Origin of the sequence: Streptomyces sp. CAI-85, assembly GCF_013363615.1 — a bacterium.
Taxonomy (GTDB): Bacteria; Actinomycetota; Actinomycetes; order Streptomycetales; family Streptomycetaceae; genus Streptomyces; species Streptomyces antibioticus_B.
This window is the reverse complement of sequence record NZ_JAANNX010000033.1, coordinates 26,407-50,327: the sequence shown is the minus strand read 5'-3', so window position 1 is coordinate 50,327 and position 23,921 is coordinate 26,407. Positions and strand designations below refer to the sequence as shown.

Genomic DNA, 23,921 nt, shown 5'->3' with positions numbered 1-23,921 from the left:
TCGTCCTCCCTGGTCGCGGCGGTCCGGGCGGGCGACCGTGGAGCCATGGTCACCGCAGCCCATCCCCTGCCCGCGCACCTCGGCCCCCACCCCGGGCCCCGCGCAGCCGCCGTCCGGCACCTCGGACCGAACTGGTACGCCACCGTCATGGGCACGGCGATCGTGGCCGGTGCGGGGGCCGCGCTGCCGTTCCCGGTGCCGGGGCTGCGCCCGCTGTGCACGGCCGTGTGGGCCCTGTCCCTGATCCTGCTGGTGACCCTGCTGACCGCCCGTGCCCTGCACTGGCGCCACCACCGCGACCGGGCCCGCGCCCATCTGCTCGACCCGGCGACGGCGCCCTTCTACGGCTGTCTCGCGATGGCCCTGCTGTCCGTGGGCGGCGGCGCGCTCGCCGTCGGCCGGGACTGGATCGGCGTCCGGGCGGCGGTCCTGCTCGACGCCGTGCTGTTCACCGCCGGAACGGCCGTGGCGCTCACGGCCGCCGTCGCCGTGCCGTACCTGATGGCCGTACGGCATCGGGTGGCGGCCGCGGAGGCGACGCCCGTGTGGCTGCTGCCGCTGGTGGCGCCCATGGTGTCGGCGGCGCTCGGGCCGTCGCTGGTGCCCTATCTGCCGGCCGGGCAGGCCCGGCAGACGCTGCTGTTCGGCTGTGTCGCGCTGTTCGGGCTGAGTCTGTTCGCGACGCTGCTGATGCTGCCGCTGGTCTTCGCCCGGCTGCTGACGGGCGGGCCGCTGCCGGCGGTGCTGGTCCCGACGCTCTTCCTGGTGCTGGGGCCGCTGGGGCAGTCCACCACCGCGGCCGGGAAGTTCGCCGAGGCCGCCCCGGGGGTGGTGCCCGGCCCGGACGGGCGGGGCTTCGCGGTGTTCGCCGTGCTGTACGGGGTGCCCGTGACGGGGTTCGCGCTGCTGTGGGCGGCGCTGGCGACCGCCCATGTGGTGCGCGCCCGGCGGCGGGGCATGGGGTTCGCGATGACCTGGTGGGCGTTCACGTTCCCGGTGGGCACCTGTGTGACCGGCGCGGCGGCGCTGGCCCGGCACACCGGGCTCGCGGCCTTCGACGTCCTGGCGGGCGTGCTGTACGCCGTGCTGGTGGGCGCCTGGCTGGTGGTCGGGGCGCACACCGTGCGCGGGCTGGTCAGCGGAGAGCTGCTCGCAGGGCCTCGCCCAGCACCCGCGGCGCCTCGGCCAGCGACGGCCCGTACCACGTCAGGTGCCGTCCGCTGACGAGCGCGTGAGGCAGCCCGGGGAACGCCTCGGGGCCGTCGTCCGCGGTGAAGCGGTAGGGCTCGTCGGGCAGCACCACGAGGCCGGGCCTCGCGGCCCGCAGCTCTTCCAGGGGGATCCTCGGGTAGCGCTCCGGGTGGCCGCGGTAGAGGTGGTCGACGCCGAGGCGGGCGAGCACGTCCCCGGCGAAGGTGTCGCGGCCCAGCACCATCCACGGGCGGCGCCAGATCGGTACGACGGCCGTGGCCCGGGGTGTGAGGGGGTCCGGCCGCTCCCAGCGCTCCCGGGCCTCGTCCAGCCAGCGGGGCCGGCCGGCCGTGCCGCAGGCGGTCAGCACCCGTTCCAGCTCGCGGAAGGCGCCGGGGACGTCCCGGACCTCGGTCACCAGCACCTCGGTGCCGGTGGCGCGCAGCGCGTCGAGGTCGGGGGCGCGGTTCTCCTCCTCGTTGGCGATCACCAGGTCGGGGCGGAGCGCGGTGATCCGTTCGAGGTCGGGGTTCTTGGTCCCGCCGATCCGGGTGACGTCGAGGCCCGCCGGACGGCTGCACCAGTCGGTGGCCCCGGCCAGCACCCCCGGCACCGACACGGCGACGGCCTCGGTGAGCGACGGCACCAGCGAGACGACCCGCACTAGCGCTTCCGGCCGCCCTCGCGGTCCCGGACCGCCTCGATGTGTTCCGCGACGGCGACGACGACCACCCGGGTGTCCGGTTCGGTGGCGCGCCAGCGGTGCCGGACGCCGCCGGTCAGGTACAGGGTGTCGCCGCGGCCCAGCCGGTACGCGCGGCCCTCGGCCTCGATCTCGACGGCGCCGTCGGCGACGTACAGGAGCTGGTCGTTGCGGTACTGGAACTCGCGGCCCGGGTCCTGCTCGCCGGTGAACTCGGAGGCGTGCATCTGGTGGTGTCCGCGCACCAGGGACCGGGAGCGCGGCTCGGGTCCCGGCCCGGTGGCCTCGGTGACGTCGGCGCGCACGACGTCGACGCTGCACGCCGGGTCGGCGGCGGCGAGGAGTTCCACGGCGGTGGTGCGCAGCGCGTCGGCGACCTTCTCCAGGGAGCCGGTGGAGGGCCGTGCCCGGTCGTTCTCGATCTGGCTCAGGAACGGCACCGACAGGCCGCTGCGCTCGGCCACGACGGCGAGGGTGAGCTGGAGGGAGCGGCGGCGCCGACGCACGGCCGCGCCCACGCGCAACGGTTGTTCTTTGTGGTCGCCCATCGCTCCGGCTCCCTCCTTCGCTCGTCGCCCGGGCGCCTCGCGCCCTCATGTCCGTCCGCTGTGTTCTCTCCGAGGAGTTCTCTGCACCCTACGCATGTTCGGCAAACCGTTTCATGTGCCCGTCGCATCGAGGGCGCACGGGATGGCGCGCGACCCGACAGTTCACGCCAGCCGACGGGGCGGCCGGTGCGGCGGGCGAGCGCGCGCCCCGGTTCGTTCTCGGTTCAATGCGCGGACGGCCGCGAGTGTTCCCGCTCGTGGCCGCCCGCGCAAGACTCAGGCTCGGGCGAGGGCATGGCTCTGCGTGGTTGGCCGGATCTGTGCCGTGCCGGCGGGGCGGACGGGAGGGGCCGCGGGCCGGGGCGGACGGCACGAGGGGCGGGCACCGGTCCACGTCCGAGAACGTGTTCCGGCGCCCGCCCCTCGTCGGACGGCCGCGGTGCTGTCAGGTCACCGGCCCGCCCCGCTCTTCTCCCCCGATTCGGCCACCGGTACCCACTTCTCGACGAGACCGGGGTGTTCCTTCAGCCAGGTACGGACCGCGTCCTGTTCCCGGCCCTTGCCGGCCTTCTGGATCCGCGCCTCCAGACCGGTGAGCTGTTCCTCGGTCATGGAGAAGTCCTTGAGCCAGGCGCCGACCTCGGGCCGGTCGGCGGCGAGGTCCCGGCGCGCGATCGTGTGCACGCCGTCGCCCTGGCCCCAGGCGCCCTCGGGGTCCTCGAGCTTCTTCAGGTCGTACTCGCTGTACGCCCAGTGCGGCGACCAGAGCGTGACGGCGATGGGCTCCTTCTTGGCGTACGCGCGCTTGAGCTCGGCGAGCATCGCGGGGGTGGAGCCGTCGACGACCTTGTACGTGTCCTCGATGCCGTAGCGCGGGAGGACCTCGTCCTTGAGGAGGCCCATCATTCCGGCGCTGGGCTCGATGCCGGTGATCCGGCCGCCGAACTCGGAGGCGTGCGCCTCGAGGTCGGCCAGCGAGTTCACGTCCTTCATGTAGGCGGGGACGGCCAGCTCCAGGGAGGTGGGTCCGTACCACTTGCCGAGGTCGGCGAGCTGATCGCCGTACTTCTTCCAGTACTCGGCGTGGGTGGTGGGCAGCCAGGCGTCGGTCTGGAAGTCGATCCGGCCGGTGGCGAGGCCGGTGTAGAGGGGGCCCGCGGTGTACTGGGTGGCGGTCACCTCGAAGCCGCGCCGCTCCAGGAGTTCCTTCCAGAGGTAGGTGGAGGCGATGCCCTCGTCCCAGGGGATGTAGCCGATGGTGATCTCCTCGCCCCGGCCGACGTTGGTGGCGGAGGTGTCGGCGGGGCCGTTCTTGGAGCCGGTCAGGCCGAGGCCGCCGGCCGCGAGCGCGAGGACGACCACGCCGACGACGGCGACGGCCGCGCGCGGGCGGTACGTCCACATCGTCGTCCGGGCCCTGGCTGCGGCCCGGCGGCCGAGCGGGGAGATGCGGGTGCCGAGGGCGCCGGTCATCCGGTCCAGGTAGATGGCGAGGACGACGATGCCGAGGCCCGCCTCGAAGCCGAGGCCGATGTCGAGCCGGCCGATGGCCTCGTTGACGGCGCCGCCGAGGCCGCCGGTGCCGACCATGCCGGCGATGACGACCATCGACAGGCCGAGCATGATGACCTGGTTGACGCCCGCCATGATGGTGGGCAGGGCCAGCGGGAGCTGCACGCGCAGCAGGGTGTCGCGGGGCCGGGTGCCGAACGCCTCGGCGGCCTCGACGAGTTCGGCGTCGACCTGGCGGATGCCCAGCTCGGTCATGCGGACACCGGGGGCGAGCGCGAAGATCAGGGTGGCGACGACGCCGGCCGGGACGCCCATGCCGAAGAACAGGATGGCCGGGATCAGCAGCACCATCGACGGCATGGTCTGGAGCAGGTCCAGAACGGGCCGCAGGGCGGTGGCGACCGCCTTGGAGCGGGCGGCCCAGATGCCGAGCGGGACCGAGATCACCAGGGCGATCAGGGTCGCCACGAGCACCAGGGAGAGCGTCGACATCGCCTCGTCCCACAGGGCGAGGGAGTCGATCAGCGCGAATCCGGCGAAGGCCAGGACACCGGCGGCGAGGCCGCGCAGCCACCAGGCGAGCACGGCGAGGATGCCGGCCAGGAGCAGCGGCTCGGGGGCGGTGAGGACGGCGTCGAGACCGTCGTAGAGGCCCTCGACGACGGTCTTGACCGCGTCGAAGAGCCAGGACAGGTGGGTGACGAGCCAGTCGACGCCGGAGTCGACGTGGTCGCCGAGATGGAACCTAGGCACGGGCGGTCACCTTCTTCGTCCCGTCGCAGGGCAGGCCGATGTCCAGGGCGTCCGCCCGGGTGTCGGTCCAGGTGCCGGAGCGGGTGTCGCCGAGGAAGCGGACCAGGCGCTGTCTCGGGACGACGCCGACGAGTCCGCGGGCGCCGTCGACGACGGCCACCGGGTGCGGCAGCCGGGCGCTGAGCGCGCACAGGGCGGTGAAGGGGGTGTCCGGGGTGGCGGTCTCGCAGCCGCAGTCGGCCTCGTCGCCGTCGGTGCGGGTGTCCATGACGGCACCCGCGGTGAGCACCCGGGTGCGGTCGACGTCCTGGATGAAGGAGGAGACGTAGTCGTCGCCGGGGCGCAGCAGGATGTCCTCGGCGGTGCCGGTCTGCACGATGCGGCCGTCGCGCATGACGGCGATGCGGTCGCCGAGGCGCATGGCCTCGTTGAGGTCGTGGGTGATGAAGACGATGGTCTTCTTCAGGGTCTGCTGGAGGGTGAGGAGCTGGTCCTGCATGTCGCGGCGGATCAGCGGGTCCAGGGCGCTGAAGGACTCGTCCATCAGGAGCAGCTCGGCGTCGGTGGCGAGGGCGCGGGCCAGGCCGACGCGCTGCTGCATGCCGCCGGACAGCTCGTCCGGCCAGGACGCCTCCCAGCCGGCCAGGCCGCACAGGCGCAGCGCCTCGGCGGCGCGTTCCTCGCGCTCGGGGCGGGGTACGCCCTGGACGGCGAGGCCGTAGGCGGCGTTGTCGAGGACGCTGCGGTGCGGGAAGAGCGCGAAGTGCTGGAAGACCATGCTGATCTTGCGGGCGCGGACCTCGCGCAGGGCGCGGGCGTCGAGGGCGGTGAGGTCCTCGCCGTCGAAGAGGACGCGCCCCGCGGTCGGCTCCAGCAGCCCGTTGAGCATGCGCAGCAGGGTGGACTTGCCGGAGCCGGACAGGCCCATGACGACGAAGATCTGGCCAGGGTCCACCGTGAAGGAGGCGTCGATGACGGCGGCGGTGGTGCCGTCGGCGCGCAGTTCCTCCCGGTCGGCTCCGCCGCGCAGCCGTTCGACCGCCTCTTCCTCTCGTCCGCCGAACACCTTGTACAGATGGTCGGCCTCAAGCCTGGTGGACACGCGTACCTCATCGTTCGGGGACAGGACCGGAGCGGCACGGGCGAGGGGCCCTGCGCCGCTCCGGGGCGGCGCCTGCCCTGGTCCGAAGGGGTCAAACGTACGAGTGGTCCTCCTCACAGCGGGTTTGCGGGGAGATCCGCGCGTGCCACGGGAGTGAATACCGGCGGGTCACATGGGCACCCGTGAGGCATGATGCGAGGCGTGACCGGACGACTGATGCTCCTCGACACCGCCTCGCTGTACTTCCGCGCCTACTTCGGGGTGCCGGACTCGGTGCGGGCGCCGGACGGCACCCCGGTCAACGCCGTGCGCGGTCTGCTGGACTTCATCGACCGGCTGGTCAAGGACCACCGGCCGGACGAGCTGGTGGCGTGCATGGACGCCGACTGGCGGCCGCAGTGGCGGGTCGATCTGATCCCCTCGTACAAGGCGCACCGGGTCGCCGAGGAGCGCGCGGCGGGTCCGGACGAGGAGGAGGTGCCGGACACGCTCTCGCCGCAGGTGCCGGTCATCGAGGCGGTCCTGGACGCGCTGGGCATCGCGCGGGTGGGGGTCGCCGGGTACGAGGCGGACGATGTGATCGGCACGTTCACGGCGCGGGCGCGCGGCCCGGTCGACATCGTCACCGGTGACCGCGACCTTTACCAACTGGTGGACGACGCGCGCGGGGTGCGGGTGCTGTATCCGCTCAAGGGTGTCGGCACGCTCCAGCTCACGGACGAGTCCTGGCTGCGCGAGAAGTACGGGGTCGACGGGCGCGGGTACGCGGATCTGGCGCTGTTGCGGGGCGATCCGAGCGACGGGCTGCCGGGGGTGCCGGGGATCGGCGAGAAGACGGCGGCCAAGCTGCTGGCGGAGTTCGGCGATCTGGCGGGGATCCTGGCGGCGGTCGACGATCCGGCGGCGCGGCTGACGCCGTCGCAGCGCAAGCGGCTCGACGAGTCCCGGCCGTATCTGGCGGTGGCGCCGACGGTGGTGCGGGTGGCCGCGGACGTGCCGCTGCCGGACGTGGAGACCGTGCTGCCGCGTTCTCCGCGCGACGGGGCGACACTGGAGGGACTGGCGGAGCGGTGGGGGCTCGGCGGGTCGCTCCAGCGGCTGCTGGGCACGTTGGGCGCGTAGGCGCCGCCCACCGGGACCGGGCACCGGGATCGTGCGCCGGGACCGCCCACCGGGAGGGGGAGGCCGACCGACTTTCCGGAGGGTGAGCATCACCAGGGGAGGGGATGCTAACTTAGGTAAACCTAACCATACTGATGGGAGGCCGTCATGGCAGAACGTCCGGCACGGAAGCCCCGGAAGCCGCATTCCGCGCAGGTCGTCCGCACCGAACGGCTGACCCCGCACATGCAGCGCGTGGTGCTCGGCGGCGAGGGTCTGGCCGAGTTCGAGGCCGACACGTGTACCGATCACTACGTGAAACTGCTGTTCGGCCCCGAGGGTGTGACCTACCCGGAGCCGTTCGACCTGGAGCGGATCCGCGAGGAGTTCTCGCCCGAGCAGTGGCCGGTCACCCGGACGTACACCGTGCGGCACTGGGACGCCGAACACCGCGAGCTGACCCTGGACTTCGTCGTCCACGGCGACGAGGGCCTCGCCGGGCCGTGGGCGGCCCGCGTCCAGCCGGGCGAGACCGTGCGCTTCCTGGGCCCCGGCGGCGCCTACGCGCCCGACCCGGCCGCCGACTGGCATCTGCTGGCCGGTGACGAGAGCGCCCTGCCGGCCATCGCGGCGGCCCTGGAGTCGCTGCCCGCCGGTGCCGTGACGCACGCCTTCATCGAGATCGCGGGCCCCGAGGAGGAGCAGAAGATCGACTCCGACGTGGAGGTCACCTGGCTGCACCGCGGCGACCGGCCCGTCGGCGAGCGGCTCGTCGAGGCCGTGCGCGCGCTGGAGTTCCCCGAGGGCCGCGTCCACGCGTTCGTGCACGGCGAGGCGGCGGCCGTGAAGGAACTACGCCGGCTGCTCCGGGTCGAGCTGGCGATCCCGCGCGAGGACCTGTCGATCTCCGGCTACTGGCGCCTCGGCCACAACGAGGACGGCTGGCAGGCGTCCAAGCGCGAGTGGAACGCGCGCGTGGAGCAGGAGCAGGAGGGCGCCGCCCCGGCGGCGTAGTCGGCTCGCCCCCGCATCGGCTGCTCCCTACCCCGCTGACGCGACATATCGCGATCGGGTGGAACCGGTGCGGGAGTGAGCACTTGGGCCCGCCGCGGACACCATGGCGTGACGCGCACGAAACAGGCGGTACCTAATTTCTGTCGCCCGACAGGAATTCGCCTCCAAGGCAGGTGCCGCCGTGACGACCACCTCACCCACCGACGTACGTCCCGATCCGCCGCACTCCCCCGGGCCCGCCGACGCCTCGCTCGCCGAGTTCGGCTACCCCCAGGAACTGCACCGCAGCCTGGGCCGGTACGCCTCGTTCGCCGCCGGGTTCTCCTTCATCTCCGTCCTGACGACGGTCTTCCAGTTCTTCGCCTTCGGATACGCCTTCGGCGGCCCCGTCTTCTTCTGGGCCTGGCCGGTCGTGCTGGCCGGGCAGCTCATGGTGGCCGCCTGCTTCGCCGAACTGGCCGCCCGCTACCCGATCTCGGGCGCGATCTACCAGTGGTCGTCGCGGCTCTCCACGCCCGCCTTCGGCTGGTTCGCGGGCTGGATCATGGTGATCGGGCAGATCGTGGTGGTCGCCGCGGCCGCCCTCGCGCTCCAGATGGTGCTGCCCGCGATCTGGCCGGGCTTCCAGCTCATCGGCACCGACCCCGCCCCCACCTCACCGGACGGCGCGGCCAACGCGGCCCTGCTCGGTGTGGTCCTGCTGGCCCTGACGACCCTCGTCAACGTCGTCGACAACCGGGTGATGTCCGTGATCAACCGGGTCGGGGTGACCGCCGAGATCATCGGCGCGGTGCTCATCGTCGTCCTGCTGCTCACCCACTCCGAGCGCACCCCGACCATCACCTTCCACACCGAAGGCGCCGTGCAGAACGGCCTGTTGGGGGCGCTGCTCGTCGGCTCCTTCACCGCCGCCTATGTGATGATCGGCTTCGACAGCGCCGGTGAGATGAGCGAGGAGACCCACCATCCGCGCCGCACCGCGCCCCGCACGATCCTCACCGCGCTCGGCGCGGCCGGTCTGCTCGGCGGTCTGATCGTCCTCGGCGGTCTGCTCGCCGCCCCCAGCCTCACCGACGGCCGGCTCGCCACCGACGGACTCAGCTACGTCCTGACCAGCAGCCTCGGCGACGGCGTCGGCAAGCTGCTGCTCGCCGACGTGGTGGTGGCGATCGCGGTGGCCACCCTCGCCATCCAGACCTCGGCCTGCCGGATGCTGTTCTCCATGGCCCGCGACGGACAACTCCCCTTCTCGGCCCGCCTCGCCCGGGTCAATCCCCGCACCGGCATGCCCAGCGCCCCGGCGATCGTCGTAGGCACCCTCGCGGCCGCCCTGCTCCTCCTCAACTTCGCCTCCCCCGACGCCTTCCTCGCCATCGGCACGACCTGCATCGTCATGCTGTACCTGGCGTACGCGATGGTCACCGGCCCCCTGCTGGTACGCCGCCTGCGCGGCGAGTTCTCCTCGACCGGCCACGACGAGACCGGCGCCCCCCTCTTCTCCCTGGGCCGCTGGGGCATCCCCGTCAACGCCCTCGCCCTTCTCTACGGCCTCCTGATGACCATCAACCTGGCCTGGCCCCGAGCAGCGGTGTACGACCCGGCGGGCGGGCACTGGTACTTCCAATGGTTCACGATGCTGTTCCTCCTGGTCAGCGTAGGGATCGGGGTCCTGTACCGGTGGCGGCGTGCACAACGCGTGCACTCGGCTCCGGAATCTGCCCCGCAGGCCCGAGAACTGGCCCAAGAACCGACTCCATGACGGACGCCGTGGTGTCCTCGTCGGTCGGCCAGTACCCGACGTACTTGTCGAGCGTGATCGACGGCTTGGAGTGCCCGAGCCGCACCTGAACGGTCTTCACGTCCTCGCGCTTCGTGATCAGCGTGGTGGCGTAGAAGTCTCGGAGGCTGTGCAGCGTGCACTTGTCCGGCACCCGCACGCCCGCCTTCGCACGCTTCAGCTCGGCCTCGGCCTGGTCCCGGATGTCCTTCCAGACACGGGACCAGGTCGACCGGCGTATCGGCCGGCCGTTGTCGTCTGTGAAGAGCAGCCGCGCGGCCCGGGCCCGCGGCTTGAGCGGGTCGGTCCGGTCCTCGATCTCCACAGCCGCCGGCGGGAATTGCGCCACGTGCAACGAGACGACCGTGACCGCCGACTGGGCAAGCGGCACCTCCCGGTACGACTCCGGGGTCTTCAACGGCCCGAGGTACTGCGCGCCCTTGTCCGGCGTCACGAGCTGCTGGAGCACGTCGACCCGGCGGCGCAGGAAGTCGAGGCCGTCTTCGAGACCGAACAGCTCGCCCTGGCGCAAGCCGCTCGAAGCCGCCAGCGCGACCAGCGCCCGGTACCGCGGCGGTGCCGCCTCGATGAGCGCCTGGACGACGAGCAGGTGAGGCACGATCACCTGTCGGCGGATCTCCGGCAGCGTCACCCCGTCGCACGGGTTCACCCGGACCGCGCCGTCGAGAACCGCCGTCCTCATCACCGTGTTGAGCACCTCGAAGTGGCTCGCCACGGTCGTCGGTTCGTAGCGTTGCGCCTGGCCCTTCACCCAGGCCTGAACCTCGCTGCGCTTGATGCCCACCACCGCGCGGGGCCCGAACGTCGGGTAGAGGTGCAGCCGTAGCGTCCGCTCGACACGCGACTCGGTCCGGTCCCGGTGGATCGCCGACGTCCGCCACTGCTCCCCGAGCACCTGGAACGTCTGGCGGCCGGCCACACGGTCGAGGAACTGGCCGCTGTCGAGGTCCGCCTTGATCTTCGCCGCGCGGGTGTCGGCATCGCCCTTCTTCGCGAAGTTCTCGGCGCGCTGCTCGCCGCGCGCGTCCCGGTAGCGGACCTGCCACCGCTTGCCCTCCCCATGGTTCGAGGACGGCACGAGCGTGCGCGTACGGCTGGAGTGCTCGGCGCAGGGCCTGGCGCCCTTCCTGGGCCGCGTCAGGTGCCACCGGTCGTAGACGTCAGCCATCGGTCGACTTCCGGACAGCGTCGCTCTGCGCCTCAATGCTCTCCGGTGTCCACTGTCCGCGAGGCACCTCGAACTCCGAGTCGGGCACCTCGCTGAAGTAGTCGCGGGCGACCACGCGACCGATCGGCGTCTGACCACGGATCCACGCGCGGGCGAACCCCGGAGTCGTCGTCACGCCCTCGATGAACTGGTACGGCACCACTTCGTTCCCATCAACCGGCGGAACGAGCAGATGCACCGGGGCAACGGAGAGCACATAGGCCAACTTCAGTAGCTCATCAACGGTCACTTCCCGGCGGCGCCGGCCGTCCTTGTCGCGTCGACCGCTCTCGAGGTTGTAGAGCGTGTGCGCGGTGAGCTCGGGTGCGCCCAGCTCCGCGCAGCGTTCCGCGAGCTGCTTCACGTTCATGCCCCGCTTCCGGCGCACCTCCGCGATTCGCTCTGCCACGACGTCGCTCACGGTTTCATCGTTCGTCACATCGGCGAACCTAGCCGTCGGGTTGCGAAATGACAAGCAGCGATGCGAGACTCCGCGAGTCACGCCGTATCGACGGAAACTTTCGCCGAATCAACGACCGGAGATGTCCATGGCACGCACGACCCTCCCGAAGCCCGCGGCTGCGAAACCGCGCCCCATGGCCACCGCGCAGGACGTCGCCGACTACTTCCGCGTGCCGATCGCCACCGTCTACCAGTGGAACTACAAGGGCACTGGGCCCAAGTTCCGGAAGATCGGAAGGCACGTCCGCTACCGCTGGGACGACGTCGAGGCGTTCGACCCCTCGCAGCCCGCGTGAACCGCTCCCCTCTCGACCAGCCAAGAAGGGGGTGCACATGGACGACGCGGAGTCAGCGCGGGCCAGTGGTGGCGTACCGAACGCCTTCGGGAACGCCTTGGCGTGGACCTGGGCAAAGGACATGCCCCGCGCGCTGCGCGCGGGGTTCCTGAAACTCCTCTACGCCCTCCGTGCGATCGCTCGCCCCGACGGGCGCATCAGTGGAGAGCGGGGCCCCTACCGCATCACCCAGATTGCGCAGGCCTGCGGCGCCGACGAGAAGGACACGCGGCGATACCTCCGCGCCGCGGTGGCTGCCGGGGTCGTCGCCATCGAGGGTGAGCAGAAGCGCGGCAGGACTGCCCAGTACGTGATCCTCGTGTCCCCCGTACCCCGGTGGGACTTCGCGGCCGCCGAGTTGGAGGAGTCCCGTCCTCCTTCTAAGCCGGCCAAGAAGCCACCGCCATGGAAGGGGGAGCGGAGCGAGCGGAGTTCGGGGGACCGACCCCCGAACCTGAGCGAGGGAAGTTCAGGGGACCACCCCCCGAACCTGAGCGATGACGGTTCGGGGGACCGACCCCCGATTGGGTTCGGGGGACCGACCCCCGATCAGTTCGGGGGACCGACCCCCGACTACTCAGGTAGTACTCATGTCTCTACTCACGAGATGGCTGGTGTAGGAGATCAACCACAGGACGCACGCGCGCCCGAAGCCGACGAGGAGCGGCCACCGCTGCACTCGGTGCCGACCGCCGGCGTCCGCGATCCGCTACCGGCCGGCGGAGGGGTCCCCGGGCAACAGCCGATGATCGTTGCTCTGACCAACCCTGAGCCCCGCGCAGCCCCCGCCGCGCCCCAGCAGGCCCCGGGGGACCCTGAGGCCCCGCACGGCCGCTGTGCGGGCTGTCGGCGCCCTCTGGCACGCAACCGCCCCGCATGCCTGCGCTGCGGCCTGATGGCTGGCGCTTCATGAGTCAGGGCCCGGCCACACCACCAGACAGGAGTAACGACCATGCCTCGCCGTCGTGATGTCGATGCGTACGCGTACCGCCGGGCCCGCGCGCAGCTACTCGCCCACTCGGACGTGTGCGCCTTGTGTGGGCACGCCGGGGCGACGACCGCCGACCATGACATCCCGGTGTCGCGCGGCGGCACGCACGGCCTGGACAACCTGGTGCCGGCGCACGGTACCGAGGGCTGCCCGGTGTGCGGCCGCTGCTGCAACCAGGAGAAGGGCGACAAGACCCTGACCGAGTTCAGGGCGGGCAGGCTCAACACCTCGGTCGACTGGTACGCGGGCCCGGAAGCGAACGGCCTCTGAGTCCGCGTCGGCGCGGCCCGAATTTTTGGTGACGGGGCGCCCGTTCACCCCGCGTCCAGTGCACAAAAAAACGTCCCCGGAGGAAACCAGCCGGGAGTGATCATGGCGGGCGACCGCCGAAAGGACTCCGATGTCTGAAGAAACCGCAGGTCATAACCCCTCCGAGTCGGGTGGTGAGCTGAGTTCCATGATGGAAGTCAGCCGCCAAAATGGCGGGAGTGGGGAACTGAGCGCCGCGCTCGTCGAGTGGCTCGCCGCGCGCCCGCACGCGCCGTCCCCGCAGCGTGAGATGGCCCTCGCCCTGGCGGCGATCGTCGACGCCGGCAGCGAGTCTGCTTTCGCTGCCTACCAGGAGCTTCAGCGGGTGATGGCCGCGATCCGGCGTCTCAACCGCCTGGCGGCCCGCCAGGCCGAGGCCGCCGCGGCCTCGGCGGTGGCCCCCGAGGCGGAACCGGCCGCGGTCGCCGAGTCGGCCCGTGACCTGACCGCGCTGGTCGGCGCGTACGGGCGCGGCGACGTCGACGCCTTCAACGCGATGATGAGCGCTCTCGAGGTCGGTGAGCTCCGCTCGCTGCTGTCGGTGGCGTGCGGGCTGCTGCGGCAGTGTGAGCTGCGCATGGGCCAGAACCTGACCGTGCGCCCCGCCGAGGACCTGGAAGACGGCCCCGAGGGCGTCTGAGGCCGTACGCTGGGGGACGGCACGGGACGTGCGCGCGGCGGGAACCTCTCCGAGACCGCCAGCGCCTTCCCCGGGGCCCGGGACCGACTCCGCCGGCCGAAGCTCTCCGAGCATCCGGTGTCGAGCGGTCGGGGTGGCCGTCCCATGTCGCATTCATGCCCAGGAGGGCCCGATGGACCCCGTCCGCATTCCCACCCTCGCCGAGCTGCGCGAGCAGTACACCGACCTCGCGCAGCTCGAGGAAGCCGCGAGCATCGCCGTCGACCGCCACGGCGCCGCCATCGAGCGGCTCCACATCGAGGCCGGCACCGCCGACCTCACCGCCTCCCAGCAGCGCGCCTACGACGCGCACAGCCGCGCGCTGGTGGAACTGCGCGAGTTCGTCGCCGAGCAGCGCCAGGCGCGCCTTGAGGCGTCCCGCTCCCAGTACGGCGGCCAGTTCGCCCCGGGCGCGCCTCCGGCCGCCGGTGCGGGGTTGTCGGAGGTGCGGCAGCGCGCTCTGCGGCTGGTCGACGACGAGGTCCGCATGCGCGGACTCGACAGCGCCGCCGGGGACCGCATGGAGGCGCTGATCCGCGCCGACTCCGATGACGTCGACGGTGAACTCGTCGCGCAGCGCACGCTGCTGACGATGAATCGGCACTACCGCACGGCGTTCCGTCAGCTCATCAGCGAGCGGAACCCGATGCTGACGGACGACGAGATCCGCGCCGTGCGCGCGGTGCGCGACTTCGAGCGGCGTGCGATGGCGATCGGCACCCCGTCGACGGGCGGGTTCGCCGTCCCGGTGATCATCGATCCGACGATGTTCCTCACAGCCCAGGGACTCGGGAATCCCGTCTACGCGCTGGCCCGGGTCGAGGTGATCACGAACGACACGTGGCGCGGGCTGACGACCGCCGGCGTCACGTGGCAGTGGAACGCGGAGGCCGCGGCGACGACCGACAACGCGCCGTCGCTCGCCCAGCCGGAGATCCCGACCAACCGCGCCGACGGGTTCATCCCGTTCTCGATCGAGGCCGGCTCGGACATCGTCGACTTCGAGGCGCAGATGATGGCTCTGCTCGCCTCCGGCTACACCGACTTGGTGGGTGCCGCGCTCACCACGGGACTGGGGGCGTCGAACCAGCCCACCGGGATCGTGACCGCTCTGGACGCGAACACCAACGCGGAGATGGTGGTGACCACGGGCGGGACGATCGGCGGCCTGGCCGACATCGCCCGGGTGTGGGCCGCGCTGCCCGCCCGGGCCCGCAACGGCGACCGCGTCGCGTGGATGAGCTCGGTCTCCGTCCGCAACCAGATCCAGGCCCTGAGCGCCGACAACGGCGAAGGGAACCCGGTCTACTCCCTGGAGGGCGGCATGCTCTACGACCGCCCGTACGTCACCAACGAGCACATGGCCGCGATGCCGACCGGGACCGCTGCGGCGAACATGCTCGTCGTCGGTGACTTCTCGGGCTACGTCGTCGCGCAGCGTGCCGGGATGAGCATCGAACCGGTCTCGCACCTGTTCGATGTGACCAACAACCGGCCCACCGGCCAGCGCGGGCTGTTCGCGTGGGCCCGCATCGGTGCCGACTCGATCGACGACACCAGGTTCCGGCTTCTCCAGAACAAGACCTGACCAGCGCCCGATCGGCGACGGCCGCCAGGAGCAACTACCCCTGGTGGCCGTCGCCGTCGGGAGCGACGACGAACGTGCCCTTGTTCGGCAGCGTCACGACAAGGCCGCGCTCCCTCAGCTCCTGGACGGCTCGCCGCGCGGTGCCCGGGGCCACTCCGTACTGGGCGCCCATGTCCCGTTCGTTCGGGAGCCTCGCGCCGTGAGGCAGGCGGCCGGCGCGGATCTCTGCCTCCACCTGGTCCGCCACGCGCACATAGACGTACTGGAACGGGTCCTCGCTCATGCTCCGGAACGTACGGCGGCACCTCTCCCCGTACATCCGTAGGTGGCTCCATGTGGCCGTATGGGGTGCCATGTAGTGGCCTATAGCGGTAGCGTCCGAGCAGGAGAAAGCCCCGGCGAGGCGGCGAGACCTCCCAGGGCATGGCCACAGCTATGAAGGAGCTGCGACACCATGGAACCTACAGCGCGTCCCCGGGAGGCGTTACTGCGGCCGGTGGAGTCCTTGCCGGGGGTGCTGGTGCATCCGGCCGCAGACCGCCGGTTGGCCGCTGAACAGTGGCTGTTGTCGACCCTAGGCGACGACGCGCGCGCCCGGGCTCGCCGGGAGTGGACCGATCACCGGGTGGCCGTGCTGCCGCTGGGGACGCTCGTGTCGGCCGTACGGCTGCCGGCGCGCCTGGTGCTCGCGGTGGCCGGCGGCCGCACGCCGTCCGCCGACGTCGACCAGTTCCTCGCCGAGGTCCTCGACGACGGCCCGGTGATCTGCGACCCGCGGGGGCTGCGCTACTACGCGCTGGTTCCGGCGAGCATGCCGGCCACGTGGCGGGCGGCCGCCGAGGAGTGGAGTTCCGCCGAGATCGAGTGTCTGGGCCGCGGCTGCTACCTCGGCGTGCCGCGCCTGGACGTCGTCGACCAGGATCCCCGGGTGGGCTCGTACTGGTCGGTGCCGATGGAGTCGGCCGCCAGGCTGTGCGGGCCGATGGCGGTCGCCCGGCTGATCGCGGCCGGATGGCACGAGCTGAGCGGACGGGACGCCGATGAGGAAGCCTGAGATCCGGCTCGTCCTGTACCTGGCCGCCCTGCTGGTCCTCGCGGCGGCGCTGGTGTGGGGGATCGCCAACAGCAGTTGCTGAGCCGCAGCACACAGGGCCCCGGACGCCGTTGCGCGGCCGGGGCCCTGTGCTGTCATACGCCCTGTTCAGGCCCGTCATACGGGGGCCGTGGCGCGTACAGGGCGCCGGTGGGGATGGTGAGCGCCGCGGGCCTGCGCCGGCCGGTCTCGGCGGCCGCCAGGCGCTCGGCGGTGCGCTGGCCTTGGGCGACGATCCGCACCGCGTGGCGGACCACGGCAGAGGCATCGAGGCCGCCGCGCTGGAGGACTGCGAGGTCCTCGGCCAGGCTGTCCGTCATCCGTACGGACAGCACCCTGGGACGGTGGCTCACCGCGCCTCCGTGGCGCGGGCCAGGGCCCGCGAGTAGAGCCGGACGCCGTAGCGGTCGCCCGTGCGGTACGCGGCCGCCAGACAGGCACGCAGCACCGGCACGGGGATCTCCTCGGCCGGCCGCCGGGCGAGCCGGGCGAGGGCGGCCCGCTCGGTCGGACGCGGCACCGGGAACCGCCGCGCCCTCACCGGCCGTCACCCTCACGCACCCGGCGCAGCGCCTCGTCCATGTCCTGCCCGGACACGCTGTCGCCGGTGGGCACGGCCCGCAGCCGCGGCCGCCGGCGCCGCTTGGGGGCGGGCTGCGCGATCACGTCTTCGGAGTGCGCCAGGTATAGGTGCCGGCGGTCGAGATGCACCCCGGATTCGAGCACCAAGGCGGCGGACTCGGCGACCACCTCGATGCCGATGGCCTCTTCCTTTGAGGTCCCCTCCGGGCGGTGACGGGACGCCATGAGGACACCGACGAGGACGTTCACTTCGGCCACCTTGATGAGCAGCCTGGACAGACGGTCCTCGGCATCCCTCAGGCGCCGCTCGAGGTCGGTGCGCGTGCTCATCGGCCCTCACCCACCGTGCGGTAGCCGGTGGCCGGGGTCTCGGCGAGCCGGATCCGCAGGTACTCCGCGGACCACCCCGGCTCGTCACCGCTGCGCAGGACGCCCTCCAGGGCGACCCGGGCGTGCAGCACCCGGTCGGACAGGATCCGGTCGCGCACCTCACTGTCGCCCACGGTCGCGGGGTAGGGGAGAGCGACGGCCTCGAGGACGGCCTCCAGGAGCACGCGCAACTCACGCGCCTCGCCGGACTCGGTACGGTTCTGCATAGGTCTGGACTCCTTGATCACGAAGGGGTGCGGATCAAGGCGCCGTCCGGTGTTCCCGCACCGGGCGGCGCCGCTGTGTCTCCAGGTGGAGACGGGCGGAGTCCCGGGGGTGCGCGTGCATCGCAGTGCACAACGCGTGCACATGAGGACCGAAGACAGCGGGAATCACTGAGAAATGCTGAGAGTTGTTTTGGCAGGTCAGAGAGTCTGCCGGAAGATCGCCGCAGGTCGCGGCAGGTGCGCATCCACTGGTACTTCCAGTGGTTCACGGTGCTGTTCCTACTGGCCACGGTGACATCGGGCCTGGCCTTCCGGACGCACCGCCGCCGCACGGCACCGGAAGCAGCGACCGTGTGAGTACGCGCCCGGGGGACGCCCCTGGGCGCGCGTGCGCGTGTGGGGCGAGCTGCCCGTCGGCGGTCCGGGGCGCTAATCGCAGGGGCGCAGGCTGTGAGGGCGGTCAGGGGGCAGGACCGGCCCCGTAGGCTGGGGCGCGATGAGACGTCGTGTTGTTGCCCCGCCCTCTCCCCTGCCTCAGCGTGACGGGATCGATCCGGTGCGGGTGCGGTTGCCCGGGGTGGGGAACTGGGCGACCGCGCGGGAGTATCTCGTTGAGCGGCTGAGCGGGGCCGGGGCCGGGGTGGTCGACGGGATGTTGCGGGACGGGCGGATCGTCGGGGCGGACGGGCGGGCGGTGGCGCCGGACGCGCCGTACGTGCCGGGGATGTTCGTCTGGTTCCACCGGGAGCTGCCCGCCGAGGTGCCGGTGCCGTTCCCGCTGGAGGTCGTGTACCGCGACGCGCACATCGTCGTCGTCGACAAGCCGCACTTCCTCGCCACCACCCCGCGCGGCAGCCATGTCACCGAGACCGCGCTGGCCCGGCTGCGGCGTGAGCTGGATCTGCCCGCGCTCGGTGCCGCGCACCGGCTGGACCGGCTCACCGCCGGGCTGGTGCTGTTCACCGTGCGGCCCGAGGAACGAGGCGCGTACCAGGGCCTGTTCCGCGAGCGGCGGATGCGCAAGGTGTACGAGGCGGTCGCCCCGTACGACGCCACGCGCGCGTGGCCGGTGACCGTGCGCAGCCGGATCGTGAAGGAGCGCGGGCGGCTCGCCGCGTACGAGGTACCCGGCGAACCGAACGCGGTCAGTGTGATCGAGCCCGTGGAGCACCGGTCCGACGGGCTCGCCCGGTACCGGCTGGTGCCGGGGACCGGGCAGACCCATCAGCTCCGGGTGCACATGACCGCCCTCGGCGTACCGATCCTCGGCGATCCGCTCTACCCCGAGGTGGCCCCGCCCGTGCCGCCCGGCGACTTCCGGCGCCCGCTGCAACTGCTCGCGCGGGAGCTGGAGTTCACCGATCCGGTCACGGGCAGGGAGCACCGGCTGCGCAGCGGCCGGGTCCTCGACGCGTGGGCGGCGTACGGCCGTTGGGCGGCCGGGGGACCTGACGTCGCAGAGCCGTCAGGGCCTCAGTAGCCGCGCCACCACGCCAGGAACCGGCGCCAGGCGTTCGGCCGGCGCGGCGGCAGGGCGGTGGACGCGTCGAACGGCGGGGCGGCGACCGGTTGCGGCGCCGGCACCGGCTCGGGCGTCGGCGCCGGGACCACTGGCGGCTCCGGCACCGGCGGTACCGGCCGGGGCTCCATGACCATCGGGGCGACCATCCGCTGCGGCGGCACGTGCGCGTGGCTCGGCCTGAGTTTGACGTCCTGCGGGGGCCGCGGCTCGAAGTGCACCGGCAGTTCCACCAGATGCCGGGACGCGATGGACGTCGTCCAGCGCAACTCCTCCTCGTCACAGTCGAGTTGGATGTCCGGCAGCCGGGTCAGCAACGCGTCCACGCCGACGTCGGCGATGGCGCGGCCGATGTCCTGGCCCGGGCACTCGTGCGGACCGCTGCCGAAGGCGAGGTGCGAACGGTTGCCGCGCATATGGGCGGAGAGGTCGGGGCGCACCCGCGGGTCGACGTTTCCGGGGGCGGGCGCGAAGAACAGCCCGTCGCCCTTGCGGATGCGCTGGCCGCCCAACTCGGTGTCCTGCTTGGCGAAGTAGCCGAAGATCGTGCTGAACGGCGGCTCGTCCCACAGGGATTGCTCGACCGCCTCCGGCACCGTCATCTCGCCGCCGTTGAGCTGGGCGAGGAAGCGCGGGTCGGTGAGGATCATGCGCAGCACGTTGGAGAGCAGGTTGACCGTCGCCTCGTAGGCGGCGAAGAGCACCAGGCGCAGATGCTCGCGGACCTCGTCGTCGGTGAGTCCCGCCGGGTCGGCGATGAGATGGCTGGCGAAGTCGTCGTCGGGCTGGGCGCGGCGGCGACTGGTGAGCCTGCTGAGGGCGCCGACGACGTACTCGTGGCTGGCGACGGCGGTCTCGCTGCCCTTGAGCGCGTCCCGGGCGGCGGCCACCATCGTGTCGTTGTACTCCTCGGGCATGCCGAGGATCTGGCACAGCACCGCCATGGGCAGGTGTTCGGCGAACTGCCCGACCAGCTCCGCGGTGCCCTTCTCGCAGAAGCGGTTGACGAGGGTCTGCGCGGCGCGGTGGATGTACTGGCGGGTGCTGCGGTCGTCGATGGTGACCATGGCGGCGGTGACCGCGCCGCGCAGCCGCCGGTGCTCGTCGCCCTCGGCGTGCGCGCAGATGGGCTGCCAGGCGATGTGCGGCATCAGCGGGTGGTCGGGCCTGACCCGGCCGTCGCGCTGCGGCGCCCAGATCCGGGTGTCCTTGGTGAAGTGCGAGGGGGAGCGCGTCAGTTGCAGGTTCTCGGCGTGTCCGAGGACCATCCACATCGGCAGGTCGTCGTGGAGCAGGACGGGGGCCACGGGGCCGTACTCCTCGCGGAGTTGCTCGTACAGCTCGCCCAGGTCCTCCGCGCCGGGGCCGTAGAGGCGGGCCGGGGCGCCGGGGGCGCGGCCGTGCGCGGGGCAGCCGGGCGGCGGGTCGAGGGCGAGGTCGTGCGGGCCGCTGGGGGTGGGGTGTTCAGACGTCACAGGAGTCGCTCCGAAAGCGTGCTGGATCCGGTGTCGGGGGGGCGGAAAGGAAGCAGGGCGGGGGGCGGCGGCGGTTCAGATGAGGCTGTTGCTGAGCGCCAGGGAGTGCAGGAAGCGCATCAGGGTCATGAGGACGTCCCGGCTGGAGGCCCGGCGGCGGGCGTCGCACTCGACGATCGGGATCTCGGGCGCCAGATCGAGCGCCGCCCGCAGGTCGTCGAGCCGGTAACGGGGCCCGTCGGGGAACTTGTTGACGGCGACGACGAACGGCACGCCGCCCTCCTCCAGCCGTCCCATCACCTCGAAGCTGACCTCCAGACGGCGGGTGTCGACCAGGACGACCGCGCCCAGGGCGCCCTCGAAGAGGCCCTCCCACAGGAACCAGAAGCGTTCCTGGCCGGGGGTGCCGAAGAGGTAGAGGACGACCTCGTCGGTGATCCGGATACGGCCGAAGTCCATGGCCACGGTGGTGGCGGTCTTGGTCTCCGAGCCGTAGTCGTCGTCGACCCCGATCCCGGCCTGGGTCATGGTCTCCTCGGTGGTCAGCGGTTTGATCTCGCTGACCGCGCCGACCATGGTGGTCTTGCCGACGCCGAAACCGCCCACGATGACGATCTTGGCGGCGGCCGTGGTGGTCTGCGGCAGCCGGTCCTCGGACCGTGGGCCGGGGATCGTGTCAGAGGCGTTGAAGTCCATGCATCACCGCTTCGAGAAGGGATCGGTCGGGGAGGTTCTGCCGGACGATCGGGGCGCGGGCCTGGACGAGTTCGGCCGCCAGCATCTCGGTGAGCAGCACCGTCACCACGCTGAACGGCAGGCTGAGATAGGCCGACACCTCGGCCACCGACAGCGGGGCGCCGCACATCCGCAGCACCGCGCTCTGTTCGGGGCTCGCGGACGACGGGGCCTGGGCGCGCGCCACCACCAGCGTCACCAGATCGAGGGGCGCGCGCTCGCCGTCGGCCTCCGAGATGACGTAGAACCGCTCGGGGTTCTTGTTCTCGCCGTCCTTGTCGGGCGTCCCGGACGACGCGCCGGACGGTGCCGCGGACGGGGCGACGGGCTGGGTGCCGGGCTGCGCGGTGGACGGTCCGGCGGACTGCGGTGCGGGCGCCGCGGACGGAGGGCCGGTGCGCCCGGCGGGCGGGCCGGTGCGTGGGGGCGGGTCGGGCGGCGGGGAGGGTGCGGGCAGGGGTTGTCGCCGCCGGCGTTGGGGAGGGGTCATACGGTCTGCCCGTTCCGCCGGGGCGGGCTGGTCAGATGGGCGCCGATCCGCACCACGAGGTCGCGCATCATGCCGCTCATCCGGCCGGCCTCGCAGCGCACGTCGGCGAGGACGGCGAGATAGGCGTTGGCGCCCGCGGACATCAGATAGAAGTAGCCGCCGTTCAGCTCGATCATGACGAGGTTCATCTCGCCGTCGCTGGAGTGGATCTCCTGGGCGACCGCGCCGGCCAGGCTCTGGAGGCCGGCGCAGGCGGCGGCTACGCGGTCGGCGGCGTCGGGGTCACCGGCGTAGCGGGCGATCCGCAGGCCGTCGGCCGAGAGCACGACGATCATCTCGATGCCCGGAACGCCGTCGTACAGCTCCTTGAGCAGCCAGTCGAAGTTCTGCCGCTGCTGGATCACGTGAGGTCCCCTTCATCGTCGGCCTCGGACTTGGCCTTGTCCTCGAGCAGGTGCACATATGCGGTGGGGTTGCGGGTGAAGTCGGTGGGGTGCACTCCCGGCGGGGCCTCCTTCTTCAGGCCCTCCCAGAACGCCTCGAACGCCAGCCCCGGCTCGGGCTTCTTCTTCTCGGGCGCGGGCTCCGGCTCGGGCCGGGCGAACGGGTCCGGTTCGCCCGCACGTTCGGCGGCCTGGGCGGCGTACGCCTCGCGGTAGCGCTGGGTGATGGAGATGGTCGCCTTGCTGCGGCGCTGCGGCAGCCCCTGTTCGGTCCACTCGGTGACCTCGGGGACGTCGTCCTGCATCGAGACGTTGGCCGGGATCTTGGGGTTGGTGGGGCGGCGCCGCTTGGGCGGGCGCTTGGGGCCTTCGAGGGCGCCCAGTTCGGCCTTGGGGATGGCGGTGGCGCCGATGCCGTGCGCGAAGCCGGGAGCGGGGTCGCCGGTCATCATCTCGCTGGGCACGATGAGCACGGCGCGGACGCCGCCGTACGCCGAAGCCCGCAGCGACACCTGCATGTTGAAGGAGGTGCACAGCCGGCCGACGACGGCGAGGCCGAGGCGCGGGGCGCCGCCGATGTCCTGGAGGTCGACGCCCTGCATGGCGTCCTCCAGCATCTTCTCGGCCTTGCGGCGGGACTCCTCGCTGAGGCTGACGCCGGCGTCCTCGATCTCGATGGCGATACCGGTCTGCACCTCGGTGGCGTTGACGTGCACCTTGGTCTGCGGCGGCGAGAAACGGGTGGAGTTGTCGAGGAGTTCGGCGAGCGCGTGGATGAGCGGCTCGACCGACAGGCCGCGGATGTTGACCTTGGCGATGGAGTCGAGCTGGATGCGCCGGTACTCCAGGATCCGGGACATGGCGCCGCGCAGCACGCTGTAGAGCGGGACCGGGTTGGGCCAACTGCGGCCGGGGCGGCCGCCGCCGAGGACACCGATGGAGTCGGCGAGGCGGCCGATCATCGAGGTGCCGTGGTCGACGCGGAGGAGGTCGTCGAAGACCTCGGGATTGCGGCCGTGGTCCTCCTCCATCTCCCGCAGTTCCGCGGACTGCTGGTGGACGATCGCCTGGACGCGGCGGGCGATGTTGACGAAGGCCCGCTGGGAGGAGTCGCGCAGGGCCATCTCATGGTCGACGATCTTGAGCATCCGCGCGACGATCGCGTGCTGCGCGGGGGCCAGTTCACGGAAGTAGGCGTCGGTCTCGTTCAGATGCCGCAGGACGTCCCGGGTGGTGTTGCCGCCGCGCAGCCAGAGGACGGCGGTGGGGACGTACTCGTCGGCGATACGGCGGTTCTGTTCCTCGTGGGCGGCGACCCGCTGTTCCGAGCGGACCACGCGCTGTTCCAACTGGGCGGCCTGCTTCTCCAGTTGGTCGCGCCGCTCGCCGAACAGCCGGGCGTGGCGCACCGCCTGGGCGCCGGCGGCGGTGACCAGCAGGGTGGCGACGGCTCCGCAGACGCCGACGGCGAGCCGGGCGGGCGTCGCCACGAGGGCGACGGCGGCGCCGGTCGCCGCGGCCGTCAGTATCGCGGGGAGCAGCATCAGGCGGGCGAAGGGAAGTTCTCGGCGACCGGGTGGGGACTGAACTCTCGCCATGTGGGCACCCTCTGTAGGGATCTGTCGGCATCTTCGGAATTTTTGGGAACAAGCGCACGAATTCAGCGCAACTCGGTGCGCCGCGGGCGAGCTTAGT

The 23,921-nt window shown here is 72.0% G+C and carries 26 protein-coding genes; 10 read left to right on the top strand and 16 right to left on the bottom strand.

From position 1 onward, the window contains the following. The first annotated feature begins 45 nt into the window (after positions 1-45). The gene (locus G6W55_RS26690) at positions 46-1,224 is read left to right on the top strand and encodes a TDT family transporter (RefSeq protein WP_175523361.1); all 1,179 of its coding nucleotides are present in this window, start codon (positions 46-48) and stop codon (positions 1,222-1,224) included. Here the strand turns inward: G6W55_RS26690 and G6W55_RS26685 are convergent. The 4 genes from G6W55_RS26685 to G6W55_RS26670 all read right to left on the bottom strand — a co-directional run bounded on the left by G6W55_RS26685 (position 1,136) and on the right by G6W55_RS26670 (position 5,809). After that, positions 1,136-1,855 (bottom strand): helical backbone metal receptor, encoded by a 720-nt coding sequence (locus tag G6W55_RS26685; RefSeq protein ID WP_175523360.1) that lies wholly within the window; start codon positions 1,853-1,855, stop codon positions 1,136-1,138. The two genes, G6W55_RS26690 and G6W55_RS26685, sit on opposite strands and share 89 nt — an antisense overlap. After that, entirely contained in the window at positions 1,855-2,442 is a 588-nt protein-coding gene (locus tag G6W55_RS26680; protein ID WP_175523359.1) for a helix-turn-helix domain-containing protein, read from the bottom strand. The genes G6W55_RS26685 and G6W55_RS26680 overlap by 1 nt, the downstream gene beginning before the upstream one ends. A 450-nt stretch (positions 2,443-2,892) precedes the next feature. Further along, entirely contained in the window at positions 2,893-4,707 is a 1,815-nt protein-coding gene (locus G6W55_RS26675) for an ABC transporter permease/substrate binding protein (RefSeq protein ID WP_175523358.1), read from the bottom strand. Beyond that, positions 4,700-5,809 carry a glycine betaine/L-proline ABC transporter ATP-binding protein gene (locus G6W55_RS26670; RefSeq protein WP_175523357.1) on the bottom strand — a complete coding sequence of 370 codons (1,110 nt, stop codon included), beginning with the start codon at positions 5,807-5,809 and terminating at the stop codon, positions 4,700-4,702. The genes G6W55_RS26675 and G6W55_RS26670 overlap by 8 nt, the downstream gene beginning before the upstream one ends. A 216-nt stretch (positions 5,810-6,025) precedes the next feature. Here G6W55_RS26670 and G6W55_RS26665 point away from each other — a divergent pair, with 216 nt between their 5' ends. The 3 genes from G6W55_RS26665 (at position 6,026) to G6W55_RS26655 (ending at position 9,683) form a co-directional block, all read left to right on the top strand. Beyond that, positions 6,026-6,931 carry a 5'-3' exonuclease gene (locus tag G6W55_RS26665; RefSeq protein ID WP_175523375.1) on the top strand — a complete coding sequence of 302 codons (906 nt, stop codon included), beginning with the start codon at positions 6,026-6,028 and terminating at the stop codon, positions 6,929-6,931. A 147-nt stretch (positions 6,932-7,078) separates the two neighbouring features. Next, positions 7,079-7,924 (top strand): siderophore-interacting protein, encoded by an 846-nt coding sequence (locus G6W55_RS26660; protein ID WP_175523356.1) that lies wholly within the window; start codon positions 7,079-7,081, stop codon positions 7,922-7,924. Between the two features lie 181 nt (positions 7,925-8,105). After that, positions 8,106-9,683, top strand: a complete 1,578-nt coding sequence (locus tag G6W55_RS26655; RefSeq protein WP_175523355.1) for an amino acid permease — start codon at positions 8,106-8,108, stop codon at positions 9,681-9,683. On the opposite strand, the gene G6W55_RS26650 is transcribed toward G6W55_RS26655, so the two are convergent. Next, positions 9,574-10,890, bottom strand: coding sequence for a site-specific integrase (locus G6W55_RS26650; protein WP_175523354.1), 1,317 nt, complete (start codon positions 10,888-10,890; stop codon positions 9,574-9,576). The genes G6W55_RS26655 and G6W55_RS26650 overlap by 110 nt on opposite strands. Beyond that, positions 10,883-11,350, bottom strand: coding sequence for a helix-turn-helix domain-containing protein (locus tag G6W55_RS26645; RefSeq protein WP_175523353.1), 468 nt, complete (start codon positions 11,348-11,350; stop codon positions 10,883-10,885). Before G6W55_RS26645 ends, G6W55_RS26650 begins: the two co-directional genes overlap by 8 nt. 127 nt (positions 11,351-11,477) lie before the next feature. Here G6W55_RS26645 and G6W55_RS26640 point away from each other — a divergent pair, with 127 nt between their 5' ends. The 4 genes from G6W55_RS26640 (at position 11,478) to G6W55_RS26625 (ending at position 15,293) form a co-directional block, all read left to right on the top strand. Further along, a complete protein-coding gene (locus G6W55_RS26640) occupies positions 11,478-11,687 on the top strand; it encodes an AlpA family transcriptional regulator (protein WP_254876461.1) in 210 nt (69 codons plus the stop codon). 991 nt (positions 11,688-12,678) lie between these two features. Beyond that, on the top strand, positions 12,679-12,987 hold the full coding sequence (locus G6W55_RS26635) for an HNH endonuclease (RefSeq protein ID WP_175523351.1): 309 nt from the start codon (positions 12,679-12,681) through the stop codon (positions 12,985-12,987). 187 nt (positions 12,988-13,174) lie between these two features. Then, a complete protein-coding gene (locus tag G6W55_RS26630) occupies positions 13,175-13,666 on the top strand; it encodes a hypothetical protein (protein WP_175523350.1) in 492 nt (163 codons plus the stop codon). 172 nt (positions 13,667-13,838) lie between these two features. Continuing rightward, a complete protein-coding gene (locus G6W55_RS26625) occupies positions 13,839-15,293 on the top strand; it encodes a phage major capsid protein (RefSeq protein ID WP_175523349.1) in 1,455 nt (484 codons plus the stop codon). Positions 15,294-15,327: 34 nt separating this feature from the next. Here the strand turns inward: G6W55_RS26625 and G6W55_RS26620 are convergent, their stop codons facing one another. Next, positions 15,328-15,576 carry a winged helix-turn-helix domain-containing protein gene (locus G6W55_RS26620; protein ID WP_175523348.1) on the bottom strand — a complete coding sequence of 83 codons (249 nt, stop codon included), beginning with the start codon at positions 15,574-15,576 and terminating at the stop codon, positions 15,328-15,330. A 171-nt stretch (positions 15,577-15,747) separates the two neighbouring features. On the opposite strand from G6W55_RS26620, the gene G6W55_RS26615 reads away from it, so the two are divergent. Continuing rightward, positions 15,748-16,347: a hypothetical protein gene (locus G6W55_RS26615; RefSeq protein ID WP_175523347.1), complete on the top strand. Its 600-nt coding sequence runs from the start codon at positions 15,748-15,750 to the stop codon at positions 16,345-16,347. A 134-nt stretch (positions 16,348-16,481) separates the two neighbouring features. On the opposite strand, the gene G6W55_RS26610 is transcribed toward G6W55_RS26615, so the two are convergent. Genes G6W55_RS26610 through G6W55_RS26595 form a run of 4 tightly spaced genes read right to left on the bottom strand, consistent with a single transcriptional unit; the run spans position 16,482 to position 17,564 of the window. After that, entirely contained in the window at positions 16,482-16,739 is a 258-nt protein-coding gene (locus tag G6W55_RS26610) for a hypothetical protein (protein ID WP_175523346.1), read from the bottom strand. Then, a complete protein-coding gene (locus G6W55_RS26605; RefSeq protein WP_175523345.1) occupies positions 16,736-16,927 on the bottom strand; it encodes a hypothetical protein in 192 nt (63 codons plus the stop codon). The genes G6W55_RS26610 and G6W55_RS26605 overlap by 4 nt, the downstream gene beginning before the upstream one ends. After that, a complete protein-coding gene (locus G6W55_RS26600; RefSeq protein ID WP_175523344.1) occupies positions 16,924-17,298 on the bottom strand; it encodes a hypothetical protein in 375 nt (124 codons plus the stop codon). The genes G6W55_RS26605 and G6W55_RS26600 overlap by 4 nt, the downstream gene beginning before the upstream one ends. Next, a complete protein-coding gene (locus tag G6W55_RS26595; protein ID WP_175523343.1) occupies positions 17,295-17,564 on the bottom strand; it encodes a hypothetical protein in 270 nt (89 codons plus the stop codon). The genes G6W55_RS26600 and G6W55_RS26595 overlap by 4 nt, the downstream gene beginning before the upstream one ends. Before the next feature lie 496 nt (positions 17,565-18,060). Between G6W55_RS26595 and G6W55_RS26590 the strand changes: the two genes are divergently transcribed. Then, entirely contained in the window at positions 18,061-19,044 is a 984-nt protein-coding gene (locus G6W55_RS26590) for an RluA family pseudouridine synthase (protein ID WP_175523342.1), read from the top strand. Here the strand turns inward: G6W55_RS26590 and G6W55_RS26585 are convergent. The 5 genes from G6W55_RS26585 to G6W55_RS26565 form a co-directional block, all read right to left on the bottom strand. Further along, entirely contained in the window at positions 19,038-20,558 is a 1,521-nt protein-coding gene (locus tag G6W55_RS26585) for a cytochrome P450 (RefSeq protein ID WP_175523341.1), read from the bottom strand. The genes G6W55_RS26590 and G6W55_RS26585 overlap by 7 nt on opposite strands. A 75-nt stretch (positions 20,559-20,633) precedes the next feature. Beyond that, entirely contained in the window at positions 20,634-21,254 is a 621-nt protein-coding gene (locus G6W55_RS26580; protein ID WP_175523340.1) for an ATP/GTP-binding protein, read from the bottom strand. Further along, positions 21,235-21,783, bottom strand: a complete 549-nt coding sequence (locus G6W55_RS39635; RefSeq protein ID WP_254876460.1) for a DUF742 domain-containing protein — start codon at positions 21,781-21,783, stop codon at positions 21,235-21,237. The genes G6W55_RS26580 and G6W55_RS39635 overlap by 20 nt, the downstream gene beginning before the upstream one ends. Continuing rightward, a complete protein-coding gene (locus tag G6W55_RS26570) occupies positions 21,780-22,187 on the bottom strand; it encodes a roadblock/LC7 domain-containing protein (protein ID WP_030795547.1) in 408 nt (135 codons plus the stop codon). The genes G6W55_RS39635 and G6W55_RS26570 overlap by 4 nt, the downstream gene beginning before the upstream one ends. Continuing rightward, entirely contained in the window at positions 22,184-23,824 is a 1,641-nt protein-coding gene (locus tag G6W55_RS26565) for an ATP-binding protein (RefSeq protein ID WP_175523339.1), read from the bottom strand. The genes G6W55_RS26570 and G6W55_RS26565 overlap by 4 nt, the downstream gene beginning before the upstream one ends. Positions 23,825-23,921: the final 97 nt, after the last annotated feature.

Bases quoted from the DNA above. Each gene is read 5' to 3' on its own strand.
- G6W55_RS26620 (WP_175523348.1), bottom strand. From the start codon at position 15,576: ATGAGCGAGGACCCGTTCCAGTACGTCTATGTGCGCGTGGCGGACCAG.
- G6W55_RS26640 (WP_254876461.1), top strand. From the start codon at position 11,478: ATGGCACGCACGACCCTCCCGAAGCCCGCGGCTGCGAAACCGCGCCCC.
- G6W55_RS26615 (WP_175523347.1), top strand. From the start codon at position 15,748: ATGGAACCTACAGCGCGTCCCCGGGAGGCGTTACTGCGGCCGGTGGAG.
- G6W55_RS26635 (WP_175523351.1), top strand. From the start codon at position 12,679: ATGCCTCGCCGTCGTGATGTCGATGCGTACGCGTACCGCCGGGCCCGC.
- G6W55_RS26680 (WP_175523359.1), bottom strand. From the start codon at position 2,442: ATGGGCGACCACAAAGAACAACCGTTGCGCGTGGGCGCGGCCGTGCGT.
- G6W55_RS26630 (WP_175523350.1), top strand. From the start codon at position 13,175: ATGATGGAAGTCAGCCGCCAAAATGGCGGGAGTGGGGAACTGAGCGCC.
- G6W55_RS26625 (WP_175523349.1), top strand. From the start codon at position 13,839: ATGGACCCCGTCCGCATTCCCACCCTCGCCGAGCTGCGCGAGCAGTAC.
- G6W55_RS26650 (WP_175523354.1), bottom strand. From the start codon at position 10,890: ATGGCTGACGTCTACGACCGGTGGCACCTGACGCGGCCCAGGAAGGGC.
- G6W55_RS26580 (WP_175523340.1), bottom strand. From the start codon at position 21,254: ATGGACTTCAACGCCTCTGACACGATCCCCGGCCCACGGTCCGAGGAC.
- G6W55_RS26565 (WP_175523339.1), bottom strand. From the start codon at position 23,824: ATGGCGAGAGTTCAGTCCCCACCCGGTCGCCGAGAACTTCCCTTCGCC.
- G6W55_RS39635 (WP_254876460.1), bottom strand. From the start codon at position 21,783: ATGACCCCTCCCCAACGCCGGCGGCGACAACCCCTGCCCGCACCCTCC.
- G6W55_RS26660 (WP_175523356.1), top strand. From the start codon at position 7,079: ATGGCAGAACGTCCGGCACGGAAGCCCCGGAAGCCGCATTCCGCGCAG.
- G6W55_RS26690 (WP_175523361.1), top strand. From the start codon at position 46: ATGGTCACCGCAGCCCATCCCCTGCCCGCGCACCTCGGCCCCCACCCC.
- G6W55_RS26590 (WP_175523342.1), top strand. From the start codon at position 18,061: ATGAGACGTCGTGTTGTTGCCCCGCCCTCTCCCCTGCCTCAGCGTGAC.
- G6W55_RS26665 (WP_175523375.1), top strand. From the start codon at position 6,026: ATGCTCCTCGACACCGCCTCGCTGTACTTCCGCGCCTACTTCGGGGTG.
- G6W55_RS26595 (WP_175523343.1), bottom strand. From the start codon at position 17,564: ATGCAGAACCGTACCGAGTCCGGCGAGGCGCGTGAGTTGCGCGTGCTC.
- G6W55_RS26600 (WP_175523344.1), bottom strand. From the start codon at position 17,298: ATGAGCACGCGCACCGACCTCGAGCGGCGCCTGAGGGATGCCGAGGAC.